General features: G+C 59.4%; 21 protein-coding genes and 3 tRNA genes. 15 read left to right on the top strand and 9 right to left on the bottom strand.

Annotation, left to right across the window (positions count from 1 at the left end; all coding sequences use genetic code 11):
- Window positions 1-95: 95 nt before the first annotated feature.
- Both VOI35_RS06070 and VOI35_RS06065 read right to left on the bottom strand, forming a co-directional pair.
- A tRNA-Cys gene (locus VOI35_RS06070) sits at window positions 96-169 on the bottom strand.
- Window positions 170-174: 5 nt separating this feature from the next.
- A tRNA-Gly gene (locus VOI35_RS06065) sits at window positions 175-250 on the bottom strand.
- Window positions 251-379: 129 nt separating this feature from the next.
- On the opposite strand from VOI35_RS06065, the gene VOI35_RS06060 reads away from it, so the two are divergent.
- Together VOI35_RS06060 and VOI35_RS06055 are read left to right on the top strand one after the other, a co-directional pair.
- Window positions 380-2,581 (top strand): primosomal protein N', encoded by a 2,202-nt coding sequence (locus VOI35_RS06060; protein WP_407275176.1) that lies wholly within the window; start codon window positions 380-382, stop codon window positions 2,579-2,581.
- A 36-nt stretch (window positions 2,582-2,617) separates the two neighbouring features.
- Window positions 2,618-2,956: a P-II family nitrogen regulator gene (locus VOI35_RS06055; protein WP_407275175.1), complete on the top strand. Its 339-nt coding sequence runs from the start codon at window positions 2,618-2,620 to the stop codon at window positions 2,954-2,956.
- Window positions 2,957-3,087: 131 nt separating this feature from the next.
- Here the strand turns inward: VOI35_RS06055 and thiO are convergent, their stop codons facing one another.
- Entirely contained in the window at window positions 3,088-4,215 is a 1,128-nt protein-coding gene (gene thiO, locus VOI35_RS06050) for a glycine oxidase ThiO (RefSeq protein ID WP_407275174.1), read from the bottom strand.
- A gap of 72 nt (window positions 4,216-4,287) precedes the next feature.
- Between thiO and VOI35_RS06045 the strand changes: the two genes are divergently transcribed.
- Window positions 4,288-4,629 carry an ArsR/SmtB family transcription factor gene (locus VOI35_RS06045; protein WP_407275173.1) on the top strand — a complete coding sequence of 114 codons (342 nt, stop codon included), beginning with the start codon at window positions 4,288-4,290 and terminating at the stop codon, window positions 4,627-4,629.
- Window positions 4,629-5,621: a cation diffusion facilitator family transporter gene (locus tag VOI35_RS06040; RefSeq protein WP_407275172.1), complete on the top strand. Its 993-nt coding sequence runs from the start codon at window positions 4,629-4,631 to the stop codon at window positions 5,619-5,621. The genes VOI35_RS06045 and VOI35_RS06040 overlap by 1 nt, the downstream gene beginning before the upstream one ends.
- A gap of 33 nt (window positions 5,622-5,654) precedes the next feature.
- On the opposite strand, the gene VOI35_RS06035 is transcribed toward VOI35_RS06040, so the two are convergent.
- The 3 genes from VOI35_RS06035 to VOI35_RS06025 form a co-directional block, all read right to left on the bottom strand.
- The gene (locus VOI35_RS06035; RefSeq protein WP_407275171.1) at window positions 5,655-6,242 is read right to left on the bottom strand and encodes a TMEM175 family protein; all 588 of its coding nucleotides are present in this window, start codon (window positions 6,240-6,242) and stop codon (window positions 5,655-5,657) included.
- 98 nt (window positions 6,243-6,340) lie between these two features.
- Window positions 6,341-6,414, bottom strand: a tRNA-Gly gene (locus VOI35_RS06030).
- Window positions 6,415-6,467: 53 nt separating this feature from the next.
- Window positions 6,468-7,178: a VIT family protein gene (locus tag VOI35_RS06025; protein ID WP_407275170.1), complete on the bottom strand. Its 711-nt coding sequence runs from the start codon at window positions 7,176-7,178 to the stop codon at window positions 6,468-6,470.
- 88 nt (window positions 7,179-7,266) lie between these two features.
- Between VOI35_RS06025 and VOI35_RS06020 the strand changes: the two genes are divergently transcribed.
- Both VOI35_RS06020 and VOI35_RS06015 read left to right on the top strand, forming a co-directional pair.
- Window positions 7,267-9,363, top strand: coding sequence for a RelA/SpoT family protein (locus VOI35_RS06020; RefSeq protein WP_407275169.1), 2,097 nt, complete (start codon window positions 7,267-7,269; stop codon window positions 9,361-9,363).
- A gap of 194 nt (window positions 9,364-9,557) precedes the next feature.
- The gene (locus VOI35_RS06015) at window positions 9,558-10,220 is read left to right on the top strand and encodes a DUF3365 domain-containing protein (protein ID WP_407275168.1); all 663 of its coding nucleotides are present in this window, start codon (window positions 9,558-9,560) and stop codon (window positions 10,218-10,220) included.
- A 164-nt stretch (window positions 10,221-10,384) separates the two neighbouring features.
- On the opposite strand, the gene VOI35_RS06010 is transcribed toward VOI35_RS06015, so the two are convergent.
- A complete protein-coding gene (locus tag VOI35_RS06010) occupies window positions 10,385-11,107 on the bottom strand; it encodes a c-type cytochrome (RefSeq protein ID WP_407275167.1) in 723 nt (240 codons plus the stop codon).
- Window positions 11,085-12,455, bottom strand: a complete 1,371-nt coding sequence (gene soxC, locus VOI35_RS06005; RefSeq protein ID WP_407275166.1) for a sulfite dehydrogenase — start codon at window positions 12,453-12,455, stop codon at window positions 11,085-11,087. Before soxC ends, VOI35_RS06010 begins: the two co-directional genes overlap by 23 nt.
- A gap of 367 nt (window positions 12,456-12,822) precedes the next feature.
- Here soxC and moaE point away from each other — a divergent pair, with 367 nt between their 5' ends.
- From moaE to VOI35_RS05960, 9 genes are all read left to right on the top strand, one after another.
- Window positions 12,823-13,299, top strand: a complete 477-nt coding sequence (moaE, locus tag VOI35_RS06000) for a molybdopterin synthase catalytic subunit MoaE (protein WP_407275165.1) — start codon at window positions 12,823-12,825, stop codon at window positions 13,297-13,299.
- A 12-nt stretch (window positions 13,300-13,311) separates the two neighbouring features.
- A complete protein-coding gene (gene glp / locus VOI35_RS05995; protein WP_407275164.1) occupies window positions 13,312-14,517 on the top strand; it encodes a gephyrin-like molybdotransferase Glp in 1,206 nt (401 codons plus the stop codon).
- On the top strand, window positions 14,514-14,996 hold the full coding sequence (gene moaC, locus VOI35_RS05990; RefSeq protein WP_407275163.1) for a cyclic pyranopterin monophosphate synthase MoaC: 483 nt from the start codon (window positions 14,514-14,516) through the stop codon (window positions 14,994-14,996). The genes glp and moaC overlap by 4 nt, the downstream gene beginning before the upstream one ends.
- A 281-nt stretch (window positions 14,997-15,277) precedes the next feature.
- On the top strand, window positions 15,278-16,264 hold the full coding sequence (gene moaA / locus VOI35_RS05985) for a GTP 3',8-cyclase MoaA (protein WP_407275162.1): 987 nt from the start codon (window positions 15,278-15,280) through the stop codon (window positions 16,262-16,264).
- Between the two features lie 73 nt (window positions 16,265-16,337).
- Window positions 16,338-17,195: an aminotransferase class IV gene (locus VOI35_RS05980; protein ID WP_407275161.1), complete on the top strand. Its 858-nt coding sequence runs from the start codon at window positions 16,338-16,340 to the stop codon at window positions 17,193-17,195.
- Window positions 17,192-17,518 carry a YbeD family protein gene (locus VOI35_RS05975; protein ID WP_407275160.1) on the top strand — a complete coding sequence of 109 codons (327 nt, stop codon included), beginning with the start codon at window positions 17,192-17,194 and terminating at the stop codon, window positions 17,516-17,518. Before VOI35_RS05980 ends, VOI35_RS05975 begins: the two co-directional genes overlap by 4 nt.
- On the top strand, window positions 17,499-18,230 hold the full coding sequence (gene lipB, locus VOI35_RS05970; protein ID WP_407275159.1) for a lipoyl(octanoyl) transferase LipB: 732 nt from the start codon (window positions 17,499-17,501) through the stop codon (window positions 18,228-18,230). Before VOI35_RS05975 ends, lipB begins: the two co-directional genes overlap by 20 nt.
- Window positions 18,230-19,210 carry a lipoyl synthase gene (gene lipA, locus VOI35_RS05965; RefSeq protein WP_407275158.1) on the top strand — a complete coding sequence of 327 codons (981 nt, stop codon included), beginning with the start codon at window positions 18,230-18,232 and terminating at the stop codon, window positions 19,208-19,210. The genes lipB and lipA overlap by 1 nt, the downstream gene beginning before the upstream one ends.
- The gene (locus VOI35_RS05960; RefSeq protein ID WP_407275157.1) at window positions 19,207-19,632 is read left to right on the top strand and encodes a MazG nucleotide pyrophosphohydrolase domain-containing protein; all 426 of its coding nucleotides are present in this window, start codon (window positions 19,207-19,209) and stop codon (window positions 19,630-19,632) included. Before lipA ends, VOI35_RS05960 begins: the two co-directional genes overlap by 4 nt.
- Here the strand turns inward: VOI35_RS05960 and VOI35_RS05955 are convergent.
- Window positions 19,587-20,867, bottom strand: coding sequence for a diguanylate cyclase (locus tag VOI35_RS05955; RefSeq protein WP_407275156.1), 1,281 nt, complete (start codon window positions 20,865-20,867; stop codon window positions 19,587-19,589). The two genes, VOI35_RS05960 and VOI35_RS05955, sit on opposite strands and share 46 nt — an antisense overlap.
- Window positions 20,868-21,006: the final 139 nt, after the last annotated feature.

The following is a 21,006-nucleotide window of genomic DNA, read 5'->3' as shown; positions in this document are numbered from 1 at the left end:
CTTTTCGAGGCGCCCTTGGTGATAGCCAATGACATTTTGGGCAGGATTCGGGCAACAAAAAACCCGCGCGCGGCGGGTCTGTTGTTTTCGGTATTTGGAGGCTGGACCCGGAATCGAACCGAGGTAAACGGATTTGCAATCCGCGACATAACCACTCTGACATCCAGCCGGGTATGGAGCGGGAAACGAGGTTCGAACTCGCGACCTCAACCTTGGCAAGGTTGCGCTCTACCAGCTGAGCTATTCCCGCAAACAGGCGCAGGATTATCCGGAGCCAATGCGGTATTGTCAACCGTAACGCGGCATGATGGCTGCCGCAGGGGTTGATTGGGGCAACTGCGGATTTCAGCAGAGTTTCCCGAGAATGTGATGAGGCGCAATGGAATTAGATCATGCACTGACGGCATGTTGGACGGTGGCCTTGCCAGGCCCCATGCGGATGCTGCTGACTTATCGGGCACCGGCCAGTGCTCAGGCTGGCGCGCGGGTACAGGTGCCCTTGGGGCGGCGGCGTTCGGTCGTCGGGGTGTTATGGCAGATCACGCACGAGCCCGAGGGAGACTTCGAAATCAAAGCGGTGGATGCGGTGCTGGATCCTTATCCGCTGTTGCGGGCGCATGATTTGCGTTGCCTGGCCTGGGCGGCCGATTACTACCACGCCCCCTTGGGGGATTATGTGCTGGCGGCGTTTCCACCGGCATTGCGGCAAGGCCAGGTTCCACAGCAGATTCTTTGGTTCTTGACCCCGGCGGGGCGGGCGGCGTTGGATTCGGGGCAGATTCGGGGTGCCCAGCAGCGGCTGTTTCTGGCGGCTTTATGGTCGGCGGCTGATCGGGGCGTGGCGCTTGCCAGCGAGGATTTGCCGGCTGTACCCAATGCGACGCGCAATCGCTTGCTGGCGTTGGGTTGGGTCAGCCGAAAGACCGTGCAGGCTGAAGGTCGCTGGGACGAAGCCTTGCCCTCTCCGGCGCATGCTGCGGTGCAACTGAATGCCGCACAGCAGGCGGCGGTGGATGCGGTGTGGTCGGCGCGGGCAGAATTCGGCGTATGGCTGCTCGATGGGGTGACGGGCAGCGGCAAAACTGAGGTGTATCTGGCGCTGATCGCGCAGGTCGTGCGTGAAGGGGGTCAGGCGCTGGTTTTGGTGCCGGAAATAGGCTTGACACCGCAACTGGTTGCCCGATTTTCCGCGCGCTTGGGCTTGGTGCCGGCGGTGCTGCATTCCGGCCTTGCCGAGGGCGAGCGACTGCGTGCCTGGCAGGCGGCGCGAACCGGGCAGGCGCGCGTGGTGATCGGGACGCGTTCGGCCGTGTTCCAGCCGATGATGGCGCTACGACTCATCGTGGTTGATGAGGAACACGATGCCTCGTTCAAACAGCAGGAGGGTCTGGGCTATCACGCGCGCGATGTGGTCATCTGGCGCGCACGGGATTTGGCTGTGCCCGTCGTGTTGGGTTCAGCGACGCCTTCGCTGGAATCGTGGCGCAATCGTTCTTTGGGTCGGTACCGTGGGCTGGAATTGCCCGCGCGCGCGCGCGCCGGGGCGGTGATGCCCCGCATGCGCCTGCTCGATGTGCGCCATCAACCCATGCACGCGGGGTTGTCGCTCGATCTGCGGGCAGCGATCGAACGCCATTGGCAGGCCGGTGGACAGGTCATGCTGTTCCTCAATCGGCGCGGTTATGCTCAAAGTCTCTTGTGCCACGCCTGTGGCTGGGTGGCAGATTGTCCCCACTGCGATGCATTTATGACCTGGCATCGTCGGGCGGGGCGTTTGCGCTGTCATCACTGCGGCCACGAGCAAGCGGTTCCCGCGCACTGTCCTGCTTGTGCAGCGCCTTTGTCGGCAGTGGGACTGGGGACGGAACAGTTGGAAGATGCGTTGACCGGACTGTTTCCCGGTGCCGGGATCGAGCGGTTGGATCGGGATGCGTTGCTGCGGGTGGGGGAGCTGGACCGTCGTTTGGCGCGGATTGCTTCGGGGCAGGCGCAGTTGATCGTGGGGACGCAATTGCTGGTCAAGGGACACGATTTTCCGGGGGTCACGCTGGTGGCGGTGGTGGATGCGGATCAAGCCTTGTTCGCCAGCGACTTTCGCGCGCCCGAGCGATTTGCTCAGCAGTTGATTCAGGTGGCCGGTCGAGCGGGGCGGGCGGATCGTCTAGGCGAGGTGTTGATTCAAACCCACCAGCCGGATCATCCGGGGCTGCAGCGTCTATTGCGGGACGGCTATGGCCAATATGCCGAGCAACTACTGGCTGAGCGGGCTGCCGCCGGTTTGCCGCCCGTACAACCCGCCGCTTTGCTGCGCGCCGATGGACTCGATGCCGAGGCCGTCGCGGCGATCTTGACGAAGATGGCCGATTGGCTTGCCTCCTCATACCCCATGCTGGCCGTATGGGGGCCTGTGCCTGCGGTGTTGGCGCGGCGTGCGGGGCGGTATCGGTTCCAGTTACTGTTGCTGGCGCCAGATCGCCCGACATTGCAAACCGCCTTGCATGGCCTGGATGCGGCGTTTCCCCAGCGCCGTCTGGCCGGACTGCGTTGGTCCATAGATGTCGATCCGGTCGAGATGGCGTAAACTTCTGCCGAGGCGTAGACACACAGGGAATTTCTTATGAAAAAGATTGAAGCCATTATTAAGCCGTTCCGTTTGGATGATGTGCGCACGGCCTTGATGGAGATTGGGGTCAATGGCATGACGGCGACGGAAGTCAAAGGCTTTGGTCGCCAGAAAGGGCACACCGAGTTATATCGTGGGGCCGAGTATGTGGTGGACTTTCTTCCGAAAATAAAGCTGGAGATCGTGGTTCCCGATGACAAGGTGGATGCGGTGCTCGATGCCATCATCAAGTCCGCCCATTCTGGGAAAATTGGGGATGGCAAGATTTTCATCCTGCCGGTGGAGCGCGCGGTACGCATTCGTACGGGCGAGGAGAACGACGACGCGCTGTGATTGGTTGGTGCGTGAGGGAATACGCGGCCACGACGCAACGCGTCAATGAACTAAGCCCGTCGCGGGCTTCAACGCAAAGCGGGCGCAAGCCCGCCGCGACAGAAGTTTTTGAAATAAATCCAGAGAAGGGCTTATTCAGCGTTTCCCATAGGAAATGCCGGAGGAATGCCGCCGGGGCGATCCAGCCGGAACGGGCTCAAGTCCAGTTCGGGCGTTTTTTGCTGAATCAATGCACTCATCGCCTCGGCGGCGGCTGGAGCCATCGCCAAACCGTTCCGATAAAACCCGGTCGCGACGAATAGTCCGTCAAGGGTCGGGTGTTCACCCAAAAACGGGCGTTCATCGGTCGTGCCCGGACGCAAGCCCGCCCAGCGCTGGGCAACCTGCGCATGCGCCAGATTCGGCCACAAGGCGATCGCCGCCCGATGCAAATGCGCTTGCGCTTCGGCGGTCGGGTGTTTGTCGAAACCGGCATGCTCAACGGTGGAGCCAACCACCACCGAGCCATCCGCCCGAGGAATCAGATAAATCCCCTGATCCATGATGACCGTCGGCAGGCCGATCCCGGGATGCGCTTCGAAGCGTAGCATTTGTCCGCGTACGGGGAACACCTGGGCGGGGGTGAGTCCCGGAACTAAATGGCCGGTCCAGGCACCGGCGGCCACCAGCACGCAATCAGCCGGGAGTGAGCCTTCCGGGGTGTTCGCGCCCCGTACGCGACGGCCTTCGACCCACAAACTGTGCACGGCTTCATGTTCGATGAGGTTGACTCCGGCAGACAACGCGACTTCGCGCAGAGCCCGCAGCAGGCGGGGGTTGCGCAGGGCGTGAATTTCCGGCAGCCAGAGCGCGGAGTCGGTAGAGAGATGGCTGAAATGCGTGTCGGCCGCTGACCATTCGGCACGCAGGCGATATTCATTTACCCATTGATCTACCGAGGTTCTGTGCGCGCCATCCGCCAGGGGGTCGAGAATCAGCAGACCCGGTTGGCTAAATTCTGGATCGGTGCTCGCCTGTGCCTTGATGCGGGCTATCCACTCGGGATAGCGCCGCATGCCTGCGGCGGCCAATGCCATGACGGATGCCGGATAGCGCCAGCCATACAGCGGGCAGAGAATCCCGCCGCCGGCCCAGGACGCCTCTCGTCCGGTCGATTGGCGATCGAGCAAGGTCACCCGCGCCCCGGCGTTCGCTAGATGCCAGGCGGTCGCGAGCCCGATGACACCGCCGCCGATAATCAAACAATCTCTTTGGTTCATGGCCTCCATTGTAGGAGATGCGGTGCGCTGGCGGGGCATTGTCGGCTTGCTTTGGCTGGAATTATTAAGATAATGACTGAACATTTGTTCATTTGTTTGTTGGTTTCGATGCAGGCAACAGAATCTCAAATCGTGCAGTTGGTCGATGTGTTCCGCTTGTTGGGGGACGCGACCCGGCTGAAAATCGTGTTGACTTGCCTAGAATCGCCGGTGGCGGTTGGGGAAATTGCGGGGCGCTTGCAGGTTAGTGCTTCGCTGGTCAGTCATCATTTGCGCCTGTTGCGGGCGGCGCGTCTCGTGGCGTCGGAACGGCAAGGCAAGCTCGTCTATTACCGGGCGGCAGATCAGCATGTGGTGGATTTATTGACCGATATGCTGGTGCATGTGGATGAACCAATCGGGGAGGCTGAATAATGTCGCTGCACGACCACGACCACGACCACGACCACAGCCACAGCCACAGCCATAGCCATAGCCATAGCCATAGCCATAGCCATAGCCATAGCCACGATCACGGCCATCATCACGCGGCACCCACCGATTTTGGGCGCGCCTTTCAGCTCGCGATCGGTTTGAACCTCGGCTTTGTCTTGGTTGAATTCTTTTTTGGCTATTGGGCCAATTCGACGGCGCTGCTGGCCGATGCAGGCCATAACCTGTCGGATGTGTTGGCATTGGTTCTGGCTTGGGGGGCAGCCCTGTTGGCAAAAAAATCGCCGACCCAGCGCTTCAGTTATGGCTTGGGGGGCAGCACCATTCTGGCGGCTTTGCTCAATGCCATGATCTTGCTCCTGGTTTGTGGCGCGATTGCCTGGGAGTCCATTCTGCGGCTGGCTTCGCCAGCGCCGGTTATCGGGATGACCGTGTCCGTCGTGGCTTTGATCGGCGTACTGGTCAACGGGGTGTCGGCCTGGCTGTTCATGCGCGGTCGGCACGACGATCTGAATGTGCGCGGCGCCTATCTACACATGGCGGCTGATGCGCTGATTTCGCTCGGTGTCGTGCTGACCGGGCTGGTCATTTTTGCGACGGGTTGGAATGTGTTGGATCCGTTGATCAGTCTGGCTATCGTGGCCGTCGTGGTTTACGGCACTTGGGGATTGTTGCGCGAATCCGTACAACTGGCGCTTGCCGGTGTGCCGGTGTCGATCGACATCGAGCAGGTGCAGCAGTGGTTGCGGGCGCAGCCCGGTGTGAGCGATGTGCACGATCTGCATATCTGGGGGGTGAGCACAACCCATACGGCCTTGACGGCGCACTTGGTTATGCCGGGAGGACACCCAGGGGATGCAGCGGTGGAGCGGTTGCGGCAAGAGTTGCGCGAGCGGTTTCGGATTGGCCACAGCACGCTGCAAATCGAACAGGCGATCATCCATTCGCCGGCCTGTAGCCTTGTGTCGGCCTAGGGCTGGGATCACCCGCCTTGATCGTTGGCCGGTTCAGTCGCTGGTATGCGGGCTCAAATGCCGCTCAATACGTCGATCTGGCACCAGCCATAACAGGGCCACAGCCAGAAAAATCAGTTGCGATCCGAGTGGCCAAAGGAATGCCAGTCCGATGGCAACAAGATACAGCAGCGGAGAAACCTTGCCCTTCCAATCGTTGCCGAGGGCGCGTTTGAGCACGGATTGTGCGCCGTCACTGGCCATGATGCGCTGTTGCAGTATGAAGTAAGACAGTGCCGCCATCAGTAGGACAGCGCCATAAATCGCAGTGGGCAGTGCGGCAAAATGATTCTCGCCCATCCATCCGGTGACAAAAGGAAACAGCGACAGCCAGAACAGTAAATTCAGGTTCGCCCACAATACCCCGCCGGTGATGTGTTTGGCCGCCAGCAGTAAATGGTGATGGTTGTTCCAGTAAATCCCCACATAGATAAAGCTCAGCACATAACTGAGAAAGACGGGGATCAAGGGGGCGAGGTCAGCCAGAGTATCTCCGTGTGGCACCTTCATTTCTAGCACCATGATGGTGATGATAATCGCCAATACGCCGTCAGAGAAGGCTTCGAGCCTGGCTTTTCCCATGTTGAATTCCTTGTGTTTGAAGGTGATTTTTCAGAAAAAAACCACCCAGTGCCTTGGCGCAAACTGAGTGGTTCTTGCTGGGTGGTTTTTGGGAATTCTGGAGCGGGTGAAGGGAATCGAACCCTCGCTATCAGCTTGGGAAGCTGAAGTTCTACCATTGAACTACACCCGCTAAGGGCTGCGAATTATCCGCCGAACCGGGTGGTCTGGCAAGTGGTGGGGTGGCTAGCCCGCATTGATGCCGAACAGATGGCCGATGGCGCTGGTGGCTGCCATGGCAAGTATGCCCCACACGAGAACCCGGCTTGCGCCACGGGAGATGGATGCGCCGCCCGTCCAGGCCGCGAGGCTGCCGAGAATAATGAGCGCCAGCAAGGTCATGCCGATGACGCCGACAAACAGCCAGTGGCCGGGCAACAGCAGCGCAGTCAGCAGCGGCATGCCGGCACCGACAGAAAACGCAGCCGCGGAGGAGAAGGCCGCCTGCAGGGGGCGGGCGCGGGTGATTTCATGCAAGCCCAATTCATCTCGGGCATGTGCGGCGAGCGGGTCTTTGGCCATTAACTCGTGGGCGACCTGGTCGGCCAACGCCGGTGAGAGGCCACGCTCAACATAAATCGCCGCCAATTCCCGTTTTTCGAACTCAAAATTCTTCTTGATTTCATGGGCTTCAATCGCAAGATCGGCCTGTTCGGTATCTTTTTGGGACTGAACCGAAACATACTCACCGGCCGCCATGGACATGGCGCCCGCGACCAATCCAGCGAGGCCGGCCAAGACAATGGTTTGATTATCGGCCTGGGAGGCGATGAAGCCGAGCATCAAACTGGAGACGGAGACGATGCCGTCATTCGCGCCCATGACCGCGGCGCGTAACCAGGAGTTGCGGTTGATCCGGTGATGTTCGCCGTGTAGATCGAACGATTCTGTACCCATCGGAAGCTCCTGTGATGAAAACGGGGACGGAGAGGTTGGCGGGAAGCCGTATACTTTCGGGCGGTTGGCGCTTGCTGTGAGATTGTGCATGAAATACGCGCTGAATGCTGCGCAAGAGGACTTGTGTGCTGAACTGTGTGAGGCATGGCCAGATGATGCGCGCTGTGCCCTGGCCTGTGCGGCCACGGCCGATGTTTGGGATGGTGTCAGCACGGTGCCGCGCGGCGTACGGGTCGCCCTGAAATTGCAAGAACTCGGCGCGGATGCGGATTCGCTGCTGACGGGGCTGCTGCTCGATCCGCGTCTACCGCCTGCAACGGCGGAATCCCTGTCCCGGCAATTGGGCGAGCGGGTGGCGGCGCGTTTCCAGCAAGCCGGGCGATTGAATTCCCTGCTGCAGTCCTATCGTTCTGGGCAAAATGCGCAATGGTTGGAAAATCTGCGCCGGTTGCTGTTGTCCGCCGTGCAGGATGTGCGGGTGATCTTGATCCAGCTCGTTTATCGCTTGGAAGAATTGCGGGGCGTGAGTCAGGTGCCCGATCACCCGCAGCGTTCCTTGCTGGCAGCGCAAACGCTGGATATTTATGCCCCTTTGGCGCATCGGTTGGGGCTGGGGCAAATCAAGTGGGAGCTGGAGGATTTGGCGTTCCGGTTTTTGGAGCCGCACACCTACCAGCGGATTGCCCGGCTGATTGATGAACGCCGCGCCGAACGCGAGGCGTGGTTGGCGGAGGTCAAGGCGGCACTCTCTACCGCGCTGGATCGTTCGGGGATTGCGGCGATCGTGTATGGCCGCCCCAAACACATTTACAGCATCTTCGGCAAAATGCAGCGAAAACGCCTGGATTTTGACCGATTATTCGATGTGCGCGCCTTGCGAATCGAGGTGCCGAGCGTTGAAGACTGCTACGCCGCGTTAAGTGTGGTGCATAGCCTGTATTCGCCGATCGAGGGGGAGTATGACGATTACATCGCGCGCCCCAAGCCCAATGGCTATCAATCTCTGCACACTGCGGTGCGAGCGCTGGATGGTAAGGCGGTGGAGGTGCAAATTCGCACGCCGGCCATGCATGCGCAAGCCGAACTGGGTGTGGCGGCGCACTGGCGCTACAAAGAAGGGGGCGGGGCGGTCGATCCGTTTGCGGAAGAATTGAACCGCTTGCGCTTGGCGCTGGCAGAGGGAGAGCCAGCCTACACACAGTCCCGCGAAGTGTTTGTTTTTACGCCCCAGGGCGATCTGATTGCGCTGCCGGCCGGTTCCACGGTGTTGGACTATGCGTACCGAATTCACACCTTGTTGGGGCATCGTTGTCGGGGCGCGAAGATCAATGGCCAGATCGTGCCAATCAAAACCGTCTTGCAGCAGGCCGATCGGGTGGAAATTCTTACACAACCTCAGGCTGCGCCCAGCCGGGAATGGGCACAAGCCGGTGCGGGGTATCTGACCTCGGCCAGTGCGCGCGGCAAAGTACGCAATTACTTTCACCAGCAGGAGATTCGCGCGGCGCGGGAGATCGGGCAGGGGATTGCCGATCGGCTGTTTCGACGCTTGGCGGTGAGCCGTGTCGAGCGCGCCGAATTGATGGTTGCGCTGAAAGTCAAAAGCGAGGAGGTGCTGTTCGAAGCGCTCGGCACACATCGCTTATCGACGACGGCGATCCTGCAGGCCGTACGGCAACTGCGGCAACCGCCTGTCGCGCCACTGCCTGCGCCGGTGCTGCATGGGCATGGGCAGGCGGCGGATCTTTCGTTTGATGGCATGCCCGCGAGCCCGGCTCGGTGTTGTCATCCGCGCCCCGGCGATACCGTGCTGGCGTTCATTACCCGCGGGCAAGGCTTGAAACTGCATCGGCAGAGTTGCCCGAACATTGTCCGGCTCGCGGCGGAGTTTCCCGAGCGTATTCTGGCAGTGCAGTGGCCGAGTGACGGGGCGCGCTGGCAGGATCTGCTTTCGCTGGAATTGCTGATTGATGGCATGGAGTCCTTCTGGAGCGATCTCGGTGCCGTGCTGGCGCCGTTTAAAGCGCGGGTCGTTGAAAGCCGTTCCCGTCTGGAGCGCAATAGCGGCTTGACGGATTTGGCGTTGACGCTCGAATTACCGGCGGTCATCGATTCGACCCCGCTGATCAAACGGCTGCAAAGTTTGTCGAGCGTGGCTTCGGTACAGCGTCGCGTCGGGGGATGATGCCAGGGGCGTGCTGACCGAGAGCCGTTATGAAAGGAACGCTTCATGCCTATGTGATCTGGAGTGCCATCAGTGAGACCTATGCCTGCGCGCATCAATTGGCTTATGCCGCAGAGTCTTTGATTTCGTTGATGGTTTTTATCTTCGATTTATCAGCGAGGATATTAATTTCCTCGGGTCGATAAATTATTGTGATGGCAGTGAGATTTGTCCGAGGATTGCAGTATGCTTTTTGGCGTAAGAATTTTTCTTCTCACACCTTTAAGGAGTTTGGTATGAAAACGGTTCGTGCGCCTATCGCTGCGGTTGTTTTGGGTATGTTGCCCCTGGCGGCTTTTGCTAACCCCTCACCCGAGGCGGAAAAGGCAACCATGTTGCGCGCCCAGGAAGCGATCAAAGACTACGCCGTCACCCTGAAAACGGCGTTACAAACTGCCATGAAGGCGGGCGGCCCCATGGCTGCGATTCCCGTTTGTCATACGGAAGCGCCGAAGATTGCCAAAGATGTCGGCGAAAAATACGGACTAGAGATTCATCGTACCAGCCTGAAACCCCGCGCGATGGCGCCTACTGCCTGGGAAAAAACGGTGCTGGAGCAATTCGCCGCAGAGAAAGCGGCCGGCAAGCCGATCGGGGACATGGTTTGGCATCAGGTGGTCGAAGTGCAAGGCCAGCCGACCTTGCGTGTGATGAAAGCCATTCCCACGGATGAAGTGTGCTTGACTTGCCACGGAACGCAGGTTGCACCGGCTGTTCTGGAAAAGATTCGTAGCCTCTATCCGAAGGATGAAGCCATTGGTTATGAAAAAGGGGATATTCGTGGTGCGTTTTCAGTCAGCGCCGCGATCCGCCCCTAATTTTCCGGCAATCCAGTTTGCGGCGAGATTGCTGATCCCCCGGATCGGTGTGAGCGGACAGCCTGACATCCACGCCTGACACGGTGCCTTTCTGGTTACCGTGGTGCCTGAAATGAAAAAAGCCCCCGAACCAGTCGGGGGCTTTTGCTTAGATCAGACCGGGATTAGTGGTCGTCTTTCTTCTTCACTTTACCGACGCTGACATCGCCAATCGTCGCCGCTTTCTCTACGATGAACGGCGTGCCTTTGTAGCAGTCTTTCATGCAGCGCTGGTTCGCGGTATCCGGACCGGAGTTGGTCACATAGTACGGCTCAGCCGGCATCTTGATCTTCGGCAGCGAGGTTTTGTCGCAGACGAAATCATCGCCCACGCCCGGGATGCTGGCCAGGTTCATGACATAGCAAGTCACAGAGTAGGCTTCATCCACGGTCAGCGTGCCAGGTGCATAGAACGGCATATGACGGTGAATCATGTCCATCAGCGTGGGTGCGTTGCCCCAGTTGTTGTTCAGGCCACGGTTACTCACCGCGTCGACACCTGCCTTCGCAGAAGCTTCGAACTGGTCGATGGGGTCGCCAACCATTTTGGGATAGCCGTGTGCGCCTTCACCGAAGTCACCATGGCACATCGCGCATTGTTCGTTGTAGATTTTTTCACCGGCGCTGACCGTGCCCTTACCGTCTGGCAGGTTCGTGCCATCGTAGAAGTAGCTGATGTTCCACGGCTTGATGGCGGCATCGGTGATGTTCATGCCAACGCCCGTGACTTTCGGGGTGCCCTTGAGCGCAGCAGCGTCGTAAGCGAAGGCATTGCCCGCGCTCAAACCAAGTGCAACAGCGGCTGCAGCCAGCCCCAGGCTCCAGTTAGACATTTTCGATTTGGACATTCTTCACCTCGCCGGTCTTCTCGATTTTCCAGACCTGAATTGAATTCTTGTGATAGATGCTGTTGTAACCACGAACTTCACGCAGTTGCTTGAGTGTCGGCTGGACATAGCCGGTCTCATCGGTTGCGCGGCTCATGATCAGCGCTTCTTGACCATCCCATTCGAATGGCAGGGTGAATTTAGTCAGGCACTTGCTCAGTACGGGTTCGACCAGATTGGCTTGCGTCCAGTTTTTGCCACCATCGACGGAGACATCGACATGGGCAATTTTGCCGTAGCCTGACCAGGCGATCCCGCGAATTTCGTAGGTGCCTTTGCCGTTCAGTTTGTAGTCCGGGCAGGGGTAGTTGATGACCGAGTTCGCTTCATTCACGAGGTCAAACTGGCGAATCATGCCGTTAGGCAGTACTTCGATGTAGTGCTTGGTTTCTTGGTAAGTCACCAGCGGCTTGTCGACGAACATCAGGCGACGCAGATACTTGGTGCTGATGTTGGCTTCGAAGCCGGGAACGAGCAGACGGATCGGATAGCCGTTTTCCGGGCGCAGCGCTTCGCCGTTTTGGGCATAGCACACCATCGCATCGCGGTAGTGGCTGGTATAGGCTGCTGGCATTGGACGGCCGTGTTGATCGACAGCGCCTTCCATAGGGATGGAGCGTTGCAACGCGGAACCGTCAGTGCCTTCGCCATACAACCAGGTGGCTTTGGGATCAACGCCAACCATTTCCATCAGGGTGGTCAGTTTGACGCCGGTCCACTCGGAACAGCTCATCATGCCGTGGGTGAATTGGATGGAGTCCATTTGCACGCCGCGCCATTCCATGGCCCCGTTCGCGGGGCATTCGAGGAAGTGGATGGCGGTGTGCGAAGGCAGGCGCTTGAGGTCATCGACCGTGAAAATCATCGGTTGTTTGACCATGCCATGTACCACGAGGTGGTGTTGGCTCGGGTCAACATCCACCGCGCCGGCGTGATAGCGCTCAAAGTGCAGGCCGTTCGGGGTGATGATGCCGTGCAGGTCTTGCCACGGGGTGAAACTGATGGACGCAATGGTGTCTGCAGTCAGCCAGCCGACATTGCGACGAACAACGCCCGCTTCATACTTGGACGGAAGGCCGTAAGGAATAGAGACCACGCCGCGCCCCAGGATGTGGCGAGTCGGTTCATTCTTCAACGGTTCGGTCCAGGTTTTCAGGCCATCGCCGGCATTGGCAGTGCCGGTAGCGGCAACAGCCGCACCGCCGGCTGCCAAGGCAACGCTTTTGCGCAGGAAGCTACGACGATCGCTCGACGCAACACCTGCTTTGTTTGCACCCTCGGGAACGGGGCTATTCATGTTTTCTGACATTGCTCACTCCTGCACTGTAGGCAATTGCTTGGATCGAGGTCGATCCGACCGGCAGGAACCCGTTCTCCGACAACGGAATCCTGCGCGCTGTTTTTGTGCGCCCCCTGTTTTCATTGAGTCGCACATTCAAACAAGACTCGGCATTTTTCATGGATCGACGGATTTGGTCAATCAATCTGTATTGATTTACGATCACTAAATTCGATCATGAACCCTTGCGAGTCGCGAGAATCTACATCAGGCCGTACTAATATACAATCTGCGGCGTCCCTGAGTGTTTCTATGGGTCATTAAAAGATTTCTGGGGTTCCCTTGGGCGGATTCACGCTCTGTTCCTGCTGGAAGGGAATCCTTTGTTAGGTGGGCTATGAAAATCGTTGTTCAGGATGCTGATTTTGATGTGAATTCAGAGCTGCAGGCGCTGCGGGCTCGTTGCGCACATGTCGGGGCAGTGGCTTGTTTTTTGGGTACGGTGCGCGATATGAATGAATCGCGGGATGTGGTGGCTTTGAGCCTGGAGCATTATCCCGGAATGACCGAACGCGCCCTGCAGCGGGTGGCCGAGGAGGCGCAACGGCGTTGGCCGGTGGCTGGTATTACCATCGTGCACCGCATCGGCGAGCTTTTTCCATCGGATCAAATCGTTCTGGTGGCTGTGGCCAGTGCGCATCGGCAGAATGCGTTGAATGCCTGTAGTTTCATGATGGATTATTTAAAAACCCACGCGCCGTTCTGGAAAAAAGAGACCGATCCATCGGGCGCGACGCGTTGGGTGGACGCGCGGGAAAGTGACGAACAGGCGCGGGCGCGTTGGTTTGCGGAATTCCCGGCGTCTGTCGTGTAAATGGGAGGGGGCATGGAATCTTTATCGAGCGCCCAGCATCGACTGGTGGCGCAGATGCCGCGCATTGCGGATTTTGAGTGGGTTCCAGTCCGCGAAGCCGCTGGGCGGTACTTGGCTGTTGATGTGGTGGCCGAGCAGGATGTGCCATCTGCACCGGTCAGCTTGTTTGATGGGTATGCCTTACACGCACCGGCTGCCGTCGATTGGGTCGCCGATGTGGCGGGCACCACCTTTGCCGGTGAACCGGCGGGGCAGTTGCCGAATCAGCAGGTCGTCTGGCGAATTTTTACCGGCGCGCCGCTACCGGTGGGTGCCAATGCCGTGGTCGCGCAAGAATCCACGGTAAGTGCCGAGCAAGGGCAGATTGTGTTGAAGGAGGCGATGAAGCCCGGAGCTGGGGTTCGTCCTCAGGGGGCGGACAGTCAGCGGGGGGCGCGGGTATTGGCTGCGGGGCATCGGCTGGATGCCGCGGCGCTGGCGCTTTTGACCTCGGTGGGGCGGGCGAGTGTTCCGGTGGTGCGGCGTCCTCGGGTCGCGGTGTTTACCACAGGGGATGAGCTGGTTGAGCCCGGTCAGCCCTTGCCTCCGGGCAAGATTTACGACGCCAATCATCCGCTGCTGAGTGTTTCACTGGCTCGGTTGGGTGCGGAAGTCGTTGATTTGGGCGTTCTGCCCGATGATCTGGCGGCCATCAAATCCGCCCTGATCGAACAGGCGGGGCGCGTCGATTTGCTGCTCACTTCGGGCGGGGTGTCCGTGGGCGATGCCGATCTGGTGCGGGCGGCGGTGTCTGAGCTTGGTTCGATCGATGCCTGGCGGGTCTTTTTGAAACCGGGCAAACCCTTGGCCTATGGCCGGGTTGGGCAAACGCCATTTATTGGTTTGCCGGGCAATCCGGTCTCGACCTTCGTGACCTTTCAGCTCTTTGTTCGTCCCGCGTTGCGGGCGATACAAGGCGCGGATGCGGGGCTGGATTCGCCCGTCATCCGCTTGCCTTTGGCTACGGATTATGTGGCCGGTGATCGCCCGGAGTTCATCCGCGTTCGGCGGGTGCTTTCACCCTCGGGTGAAACGGCGCTTGAGATTTTCCCCAATCAAAACTCGGGCTTGCTGAGTTCGCTGGCCTGGGCGGACGGCGTGGCCTTGGTTCCGCCGGATCAGCGGCTTTCGGCGGGAAGCCCGGTAGATTATTTTCCCTTTGACGGATGGTTTTCATGAGTGAATCAACGGGGCTGACCCATCTCGATGAAACGGGCGCCGCACGGATGGTGGATGTCGGCGATAAAGCCTCGACCCTGCGCGTGGCGCGGGCGGAATCGTTTATCCGCATGCAGCCGGAAACCTTGGCCTTAATCGTCTCAGGCGGTCACAAGAAGGGGGATGTGCTCGCGGTGGCACGAGTGGCCGGCATTATGGCGGCGAAAAAGACTTGGGAATTGATCCCGATGTGTCATCCGCTGCTGCTGACCAAAGTCTCGGTACAGCTCACGCCGGATCATGAGCGTTCCGGGGTGCATATCGTGGCGGAATGCGGCTTGCAGGGGCAGACGGGGGTGGAAATGGAAGCCTTGACGGCGGCCTCCGTGGCGGCGCTCACACTCTACGACATGTGTAAGGCGGTGGATCGAGGCATGGAAATTGAGAGCACGCGGCTTCTGGAAAAACGCGGCGGCAAATCCGGAACTTGGCTGCGTTGATGCCTTGAGGTGTTGGGAAAAGTTGAGCAATAGGTTTTTTTGAAAATAGCGCTTGCGTTTCCCTTTTTTTCCGGTATCGTTATATCCACTGATAACCAGCGAACGCCTGCACATAGCGTCACTGAGTTGGTCATTCCGCACTCCGACCGCTGAATGACCACTGCCTGACCCGCAGAAAATAGGTTGAACGAAATGGGTGCCTGCCCTGTCTTTTTGACAGGGGCTGGTCTATACCTGACTATGCGCGCCGCACAGTACGCTATCGTTTTTTTGGTGTCAGTATGTCTGCATTGATCGACCCTTTTGGTCGCCGGATTGATTATTTGCGCTTGTCGGTCACCGACCGATGCGACCTGCGCTGTTTTTACTGCATGCCGGAGGGCTTCAAGGATTTTGAAGAGCCCGCGCATTGGTTGACCGTCGCAGAAATCGAGCGGCTCCTGGGTGTGATGGCGGACATGGGCTTGGCGCGCGTGCGCGTGACGGGCGGCGAGCCGTTGGTTCGGCGGGGGGTTGTCGATATCGTCCGTTCGATTCGCTCGCTGCCGGGTATTCGTGACCTCGCGCTTTCCACCAATGCGACCCGGCTGGCGCCGATGGCGAAGGATTTGCATGCAGCGGGCGTCAACCGTTTGAATGTGAGTCTGGATACGCTGGATGCCGAGCGTTTCAAACAAGTCACGCAAGGCAAACTGGAGAAAGTCCTAGCTGGCTTGATGGCGGCCAAGTCCGTTGGCTTTTTGCCAATCAAGATCAATATGGTGGTCATGCGCGGCATGAACGAGGCGGATGTCGAATCCGTTTTGGCGTTCTGCATCGAGCATGGCTTCGTGTTGCGTCTGATTGAAACCATGCCGATGGGGGACACCGGCCGGGATGCCGTGGATCATTATGTCAACCTGCAAACCATCAAGCAGCGGTTGGCTGAGCGCTATCCGCTGATTCCTGCCATCAATCCGGTGGATGGCGCTGGGCCCGCGCGTTATTTGCAGGTGGCCGGTACAGCCACCCAAATCGGGTTTATTACGCCGATGTCCGAGCATTTCTGCGGCACCTGTAATCGCGTCCGGCTGGCCGTCGATGGCACGATGTATATGTGTCTGGGGCAGGAGCACCACTTCTCATTCCGCCCCTTGTTGCGCAAGGGGATTCCGGATGACGAACTCAAAGCGGCGCTCATTAGTGCCATTGGCCTCAAGCCCGAGCGGCATGAATTTCAGGATAAGCCGGAAAAAGTCATTCGATTTATGTCGATGACCGGCGGTTGATCTGCCCGCGATCGATGCCATTCTGGCAAAATGCGTACTCGCCCGATCGGGCATTCATACGAAATGGCAAGGCATGACACAGGTTTATTTCAACGGGCAATGGGTGGCGCCTGAGGCGGCAAAGGTTTCGGTGTTCGACCGGGGTTTTTTGTTCGGTGATGGTGTCTATGAAGTGATTCCCGCTTTTGGGCGTCGGTTGTTCGGTGCCGTGCCCCATTTGGATCGTCTGACCCGCAGCCTGCATGAAATTGGGATTGAGAATCCTTTGTCGCGCCAAGCGTGGCTCGATGTGCTGGCGCGGTTGGTGGCCGACTGTGCCACTGACGATGTTTCAATCTACATTCAGGTCACGCGGGGCGCGCCGGCGAAGCGGGATCATGCCTACCCGAATCCGCCCGTCGCGCCCACCGTGCTTGCCAGCGCCTCGCCGTTGCAGCCTGTGTCGCCGACTGTGCTCAAGTCAGGCGCCCGCGCGATTACGGTGCCGGATTTGCGCTGGGGGCGCTGCGATATTAAATCGGTCAACCTGTTGCCGAATATCATGGCGCGGCAGCAAGCGGTTGCGGCCGGGGCAGCGGAGGCGATTCTCGTCCGCGAGGGCATGGCGCTGGAAGGCGCCGCATCCAATTTGTTTGCCGTGATTGACGAGGATTTGATTACGGCTCCGCTCGGTGTCCATATTCTGGGCGGAGTGACGCGCCAGGCGCTCCTTGATCTGATTCAGCGGGATCGGCTGATTCCGGTCGTGGAAACCCCGATTCCGATTGATCGGCTGTTTGACGCGCAAGAGGTGTTTGTGACCAGCTCCACCCGGGATTTGTTGCCCATCACGCGGATCAATGAGCATGTCGTTGGGGATGGCAAACCGGGCGAAGTGTGGCAGCGTTTGTCCGCCGCATTCGCCGCCTACAAACGGGAGGTCAGCCAGTGACTGAGCATCCCCCTTCATCGCCGGAACATCGTGAAGTCATCGCGGCGGAGGAAGCCGCCGTCGAGCGCGAGACGCTGCTGGAGTTTCCCTGCCGCTTTCCCCTGAAAATCATGGGGCCGGCGACGGTCGCATTCGAAGCCGCGATGCGCGACTTGGTGCACGAGGTGCTTGGCGAGCGCGCCAACACCGTCTGGCAGGTTCGACCCAGCGCCAAAGGCAATTTCATCGGGCTCACGGTGACCTTCACCGCTGAACATCGCGCCGAGCTGGACACGCTCTACCGCGCCATCACCGCACACCCAGATGTCAAAATGTGCCTGTGAGCACGGTGCCGCGCTCGCATTGCGTTTGCTGGGCGTCGATGTGCCCTACCTGCCCGTGCTCCAGGCTATGCGGGCGTTTACAGCCGCGCGAATGGCCGATACCCCTGATGAACTCTGGGTGCTCCAGCATGCTGCCGTGTTCACGCAAGGTTTGAATGGTCAGGCAGCGCATGTGCTGGATGCCGGGGTTATTCCTGTCGTGCCGACAGATCGGGGCGGGCAGGTGACCTATCACGGCTCGGGGCAGATCGTGTTGTATCCACTGATTGATCTGGCGCGCGCGGGGCTTGGCGTGCGCGGAATGGTCGAATTGCTGGAGCAGGCCGTGCTGGATATGCTGGCCGACTGGGGTGTTCCGGCGCACCGCCGGTCGGGTGCGCCGGGCGTGTATGTGGCGGCCGGTAAAATTGCGGCACTGGGCTTGAAGGTGCGGCAGGGGCGTTGTTATCACGGCGTGGCCTGTAATCTGGCGATGGATTTGGCACCTTTTTCCCGGATCAACCCCTGCGGTTACGCTGGCTTGGCCGTCACGGATTGTCGGCAGATCCTGGCCGATCGTTGGCAGCCGGGTTGGGTTGAGGCGATGACTCAGGCGCTGATTGCGCATCTGGCTCGATTGCTGGGACGATCGCTTCAGCTGAATCCAGCCCCTTCTCCATTTTTGACGGCTGTGGGTATTTCGACCCAATCACAGCCGAGCGGGAGTGTTTGATGATGGATGATTCTCAATCCCCGATGACGCCGGTGCCGATTACACCGACGATGCGTTCGTCGGATAAGGTTTCACGGATCCCGGTCAAGATCGAGCCGACTGTCAACCCGCCCCGCAAGCCGGAGTGGATTCGCGCCAAACCGCAGGGCGCGCCGGCAGTCCAGCGGCTCAAAGGGATTTTGCGCGAACAGGGGCTGCATACGGTGTGCGAGGAGGCGAATTGCCCGAATTTGGGCGAATGCTTTGCCGGCGGCACGGCAACTTTCATGATTCTGGGCGATATTTGCACCCGGCGTTGCCCGTTTTGTGATGTGGCACACGGCAAGCCCCGACCGGTCGATCCCGAGGAGCCGGTTCGGCTGGCCGCGACGGTGGCGGCCATGGGGCTGCGGTATGTGGTGGTGACCTCGGTCGATCGGGATGATCTGCGCGATGGTGGCGCAGGGCATTTTGCCGCCGTGATCCGGGCGTTGCGGGCGGCTTGTCCTGGCCTGACCATCGAGATCCTGACGCCGGATTTTCGTGGGCGTGAACGGGCGGCGCTGTCCTTGCTGGCGGCCGATCCCCCCGATGTGTTCAATCACAACCTGGAAACGGTTCCTCGGCTCTATCGCGCGGCGCGCCCCGGCGCGGATTATGCGGGTTCGCTGGCGCTCTTGTCGGCGATCAAGACCCACTGCCCGGAGGTGCCGACCAAATCCGGCCTGATGCTTGGCCTGGGCGAAACGGATGACGAACTGGCGGCCGTGCTGGCCGATCTGCGGGCGCATGGCGTGGATATGCTCACGCTGGGGCAATACCTGCAGCCGTCGTGTCATCACTTGCCCGTCGCGCGGTTTGTCACACCGGCCGAGTTTCAGGCGTGGCAGCAGCGCGCCGAGGCCATGGGCTTTACCCATGTGGCCAGCGGGCCGATGGTGCGTTCGTCCTATCACGCAGATCAAGGCGGGCAGGTGGCGCTGGCTGGGCGCGGGCGGTGAGCGGCATTTCCCTGTTCGACAAGATTCCGGATGACCTGCCGGTTATTCAGCGGGCGCTGGCGTTACAGCAGGCGGCGGCGTCCATTGGATTCGAATGGCCGTCGGTGGCGGATGGCTGGTGTAAGTTGCAGGAAGAGCTGGTGGAATTGGCCGATGCCATGGCGCGGCAGGATGGAGCCAATATGGCCGAAGAACTGGGTGATGCCCTTTTTGCATTGGTCAATCTGGCGCGGCAGTTGCAGATCGACCCGGCTCAGACCCTTCAGGCTACCAACGAAAAATTTATTCGTCGGCTCCAGCACATGGAACGCGCCGCGCGTGCAGAAGGCGCGTGTTTGGCCGATGAACCGCTGGCTGTACAGATTGACCGTTATTGTCAAGCCAAGACGGCGGAAACGGGGGGCGTGTGCCAGCGGAGTTGATCGCGTCCGCCTTCTTTGGCGGCATAAAGCGCGGCGTCCGCATGTTCGAGCAGATGGGTGGGGTGACGATCGGTCGGAAGCGCGGCGGTGGCGCCAATGCTCAGCGTGATGTGAACCGGTTGCGCTAGGGCTAAATCGAATGCGGTATGGCGCACGCGATCGAGGATGCGTTCGGCAATCGCAGTGGCCGAGTCGCGCGGTGTATCTTCCAGCACAATAATGAATTCTTCGCCGCCGAGGCGCCCAAAGTGGTCGATGGTGCGAATCTCCTGCTGGATGGCGTGCACGATCGCCTTGAGTAGGCGATCACCGGCCACATGACCATAGTCGTCATTGATCCGTTTGAAAAAATCCAGATCCAAAATCAGCACGACCAGGGGGCGGTGCTTGCGCTGATAACGCTCAAACGCGCTGCCTAGGGTCTCCAGGATCGTGCGTCGGTTGGCGATGCCGGTGAGTTCGTCCGTGGTGGCGCGGCGTTCCAGTTCGCGCTCCAGATTGCGGCGCTCGGTAATGTCGCGCCAAATTCCTTCAACCCCCGCAAACTTGCCTTCTTCATCGAGCAGGATCGTGCTGCTGATGGAAATGTCGATGATTTGTCCATCCTTTCGACGCATCTGGCCGGGAAAATCCCGCACAAAACCCTGCGCCATAATGGCCTGTTTCAGCTGTTCCCGATCAGATGGGTGTGGATAAAAATCCGCAGCCGGTTTGCCAATGATTTCCTCGGCGGTATATCCCAGCACCTGTTGCACGGCGGGGCAAACATAGCGGGTGATTCCTTCGGCATCGGTGCGATAGAACACATCTTGCATGGTGTTCATCATCCGCTGAAATTGTTCTTCGGTCGCCCGCAAGTGGGTTTCGAGTTGTGATCGCTCGGTCAGATCGATGAAGCAGGCCAAAAGACCAGCTTCCCCCCGGTAGTTATAGGAAGTGCTGGTCATGCCGATGACCCGCATCTCTCCCCGGCAGGTGTAAACGCGATATTCCGTGGGCGGATTGGTGCGGTTGGTGCTGGATACCGCGCGCCGGATACGGGCCAGAATTCGCGGCGCATCCAGCGGGTGCAGAAATTCAAATACTTCCCGGCCAATCAATTCCGATGGATTTTCTGCCTGCATAAACGCCAGTGCCGAAGGATTCGCATAGACGAACCGGCGCCCGGCAATGACAAGCACCGCCGCAGGCAAGCGCTCGACCAGATCCAGCGGGGCGTTGGGCAGCATGACCATGAAGTTCTGTCTTCCTGAAAAAACTCACCGCCAGTGTCGCACAGGCCGCATGACGGCACATCATGTGCGCCCTGTGCTTTAAATCTCTGCGCTTTTGTGGTTGTTTTGACGCAAGGTTTTCACTAGAATGCGCGGCTTC

It is taken from the genome of Halothiobacillus sp. DCM-1 (assembly GCF_045689735.1).
In the GTDB taxonomy this organism is placed as follows: domain Bacteria; phylum Pseudomonadota; class Gammaproteobacteria; order Halothiobacillales; family Halothiobacillaceae; genus Halothiobacillus.
Note: the sequence above shows the minus strand (reverse complement) of the source record. Positions and strands in the feature narration are given on the sequence as shown.

Excerpts from the sequence above, each read along its gene's own strand:
- lipB (WP_407275159.1), top strand. The coding sequence starts at position 17,499 with ATGTCAAAATGTGCCTGTGAGCACGGTGCCGCGCTCGCATTGCGTTTG.
- VOI35_RS05955 (WP_407275156.1), bottom strand. The coding sequence starts at position 20,867 with ATGGTCATGCTGCCCAACGCCCCGCTGGATCTGGTCGAGCGCTTGCCT.
- VOI35_RS06015 (WP_407275168.1), top strand. The coding sequence starts at position 9,558 with ATGGCAGTGAGATTTGTCCGAGGATTGCAGTATGCTTTTTGGCGTAAG.
- VOI35_RS06035 (WP_407275171.1), bottom strand. The coding sequence starts at position 6,242 with ATGGGAAAAGCCAGGCTCGAAGCCTTCTCTGACGGCGTATTGGCGATT.
- VOI35_RS05980 (WP_407275161.1), top strand. The coding sequence starts at position 16,338 with ATGACACAGGTTTATTTCAACGGGCAATGGGTGGCGCCTGAGGCGGCA.
- lipA (WP_407275158.1), top strand. The coding sequence starts at position 18,230 with ATGATGGATGATTCTCAATCCCCGATGACGCCGGTGCCGATTACACCG.
- VOI35_RS06040 (WP_407275172.1), top strand. The coding sequence starts at position 4,629 with ATGTCGCTGCACGACCACGACCACGACCACGACCACAGCCACAGCCAC.
- moaC (WP_407275163.1), top strand. The coding sequence starts at position 14,514 with ATGAGTGAATCAACGGGGCTGACCCATCTCGATGAAACGGGCGCCGCA.
- glp (WP_407275164.1), top strand. The coding sequence starts at position 13,312 with ATGGAATCTTTATCGAGCGCCCAGCATCGACTGGTGGCGCAGATGCCG.
- moaE (WP_407275165.1), top strand. The coding sequence starts at position 12,823 with ATGAAAATCGTTGTTCAGGATGCTGATTTTGATGTGAATTCAGAGCTG.
- VOI35_RS06060 (WP_407275176.1), top strand. The coding sequence starts at position 380 with ATGGAATTAGATCATGCACTGACGGCATGTTGGACGGTGGCCTTGCCA.
- VOI35_RS06055 (WP_407275175.1), top strand. The coding sequence starts at position 2,618 with ATGAAAAAGATTGAAGCCATTATTAAGCCGTTCCGTTTGGATGATGTG.
- soxC (WP_407275166.1), bottom strand. The coding sequence starts at position 12,455 with ATGTCAGAAAACATGAATAGCCCCGTTCCCGAGGGTGCAAACAAAGCA.
- moaA (WP_407275162.1), top strand. The coding sequence starts at position 15,278 with ATGTCTGCATTGATCGACCCTTTTGGTCGCCGGATTGATTATTTGCGC.
- VOI35_RS06025 (WP_407275170.1), bottom strand. The coding sequence starts at position 7,178 with ATGGGTACAGAATCGTTCGATCTACACGGCGAACATCACCGGATCAAC.
- VOI35_RS06020 (WP_407275169.1), top strand. The coding sequence starts at position 7,267 with ATGAAATACGCGCTGAATGCTGCGCAAGAGGACTTGTGTGCTGAACTG.
- VOI35_RS06010 (WP_407275167.1), bottom strand. The coding sequence starts at position 11,107 with ATGTCCAAATCGAAAATGTCTAACTGGAGCCTGGGGCTGGCTGCAGCC.
- thiO (WP_407275174.1), bottom strand. The coding sequence starts at position 4,215 with ATGAACCAAAGAGATTGTTTGATTATCGGCGGCGGTGTCATCGGGCTC.
- VOI35_RS06045 (WP_407275173.1), top strand. The coding sequence starts at position 4,288 with ATGACTGAACATTTGTTCATTTGTTTGTTGGTTTCGATGCAGGCAACA.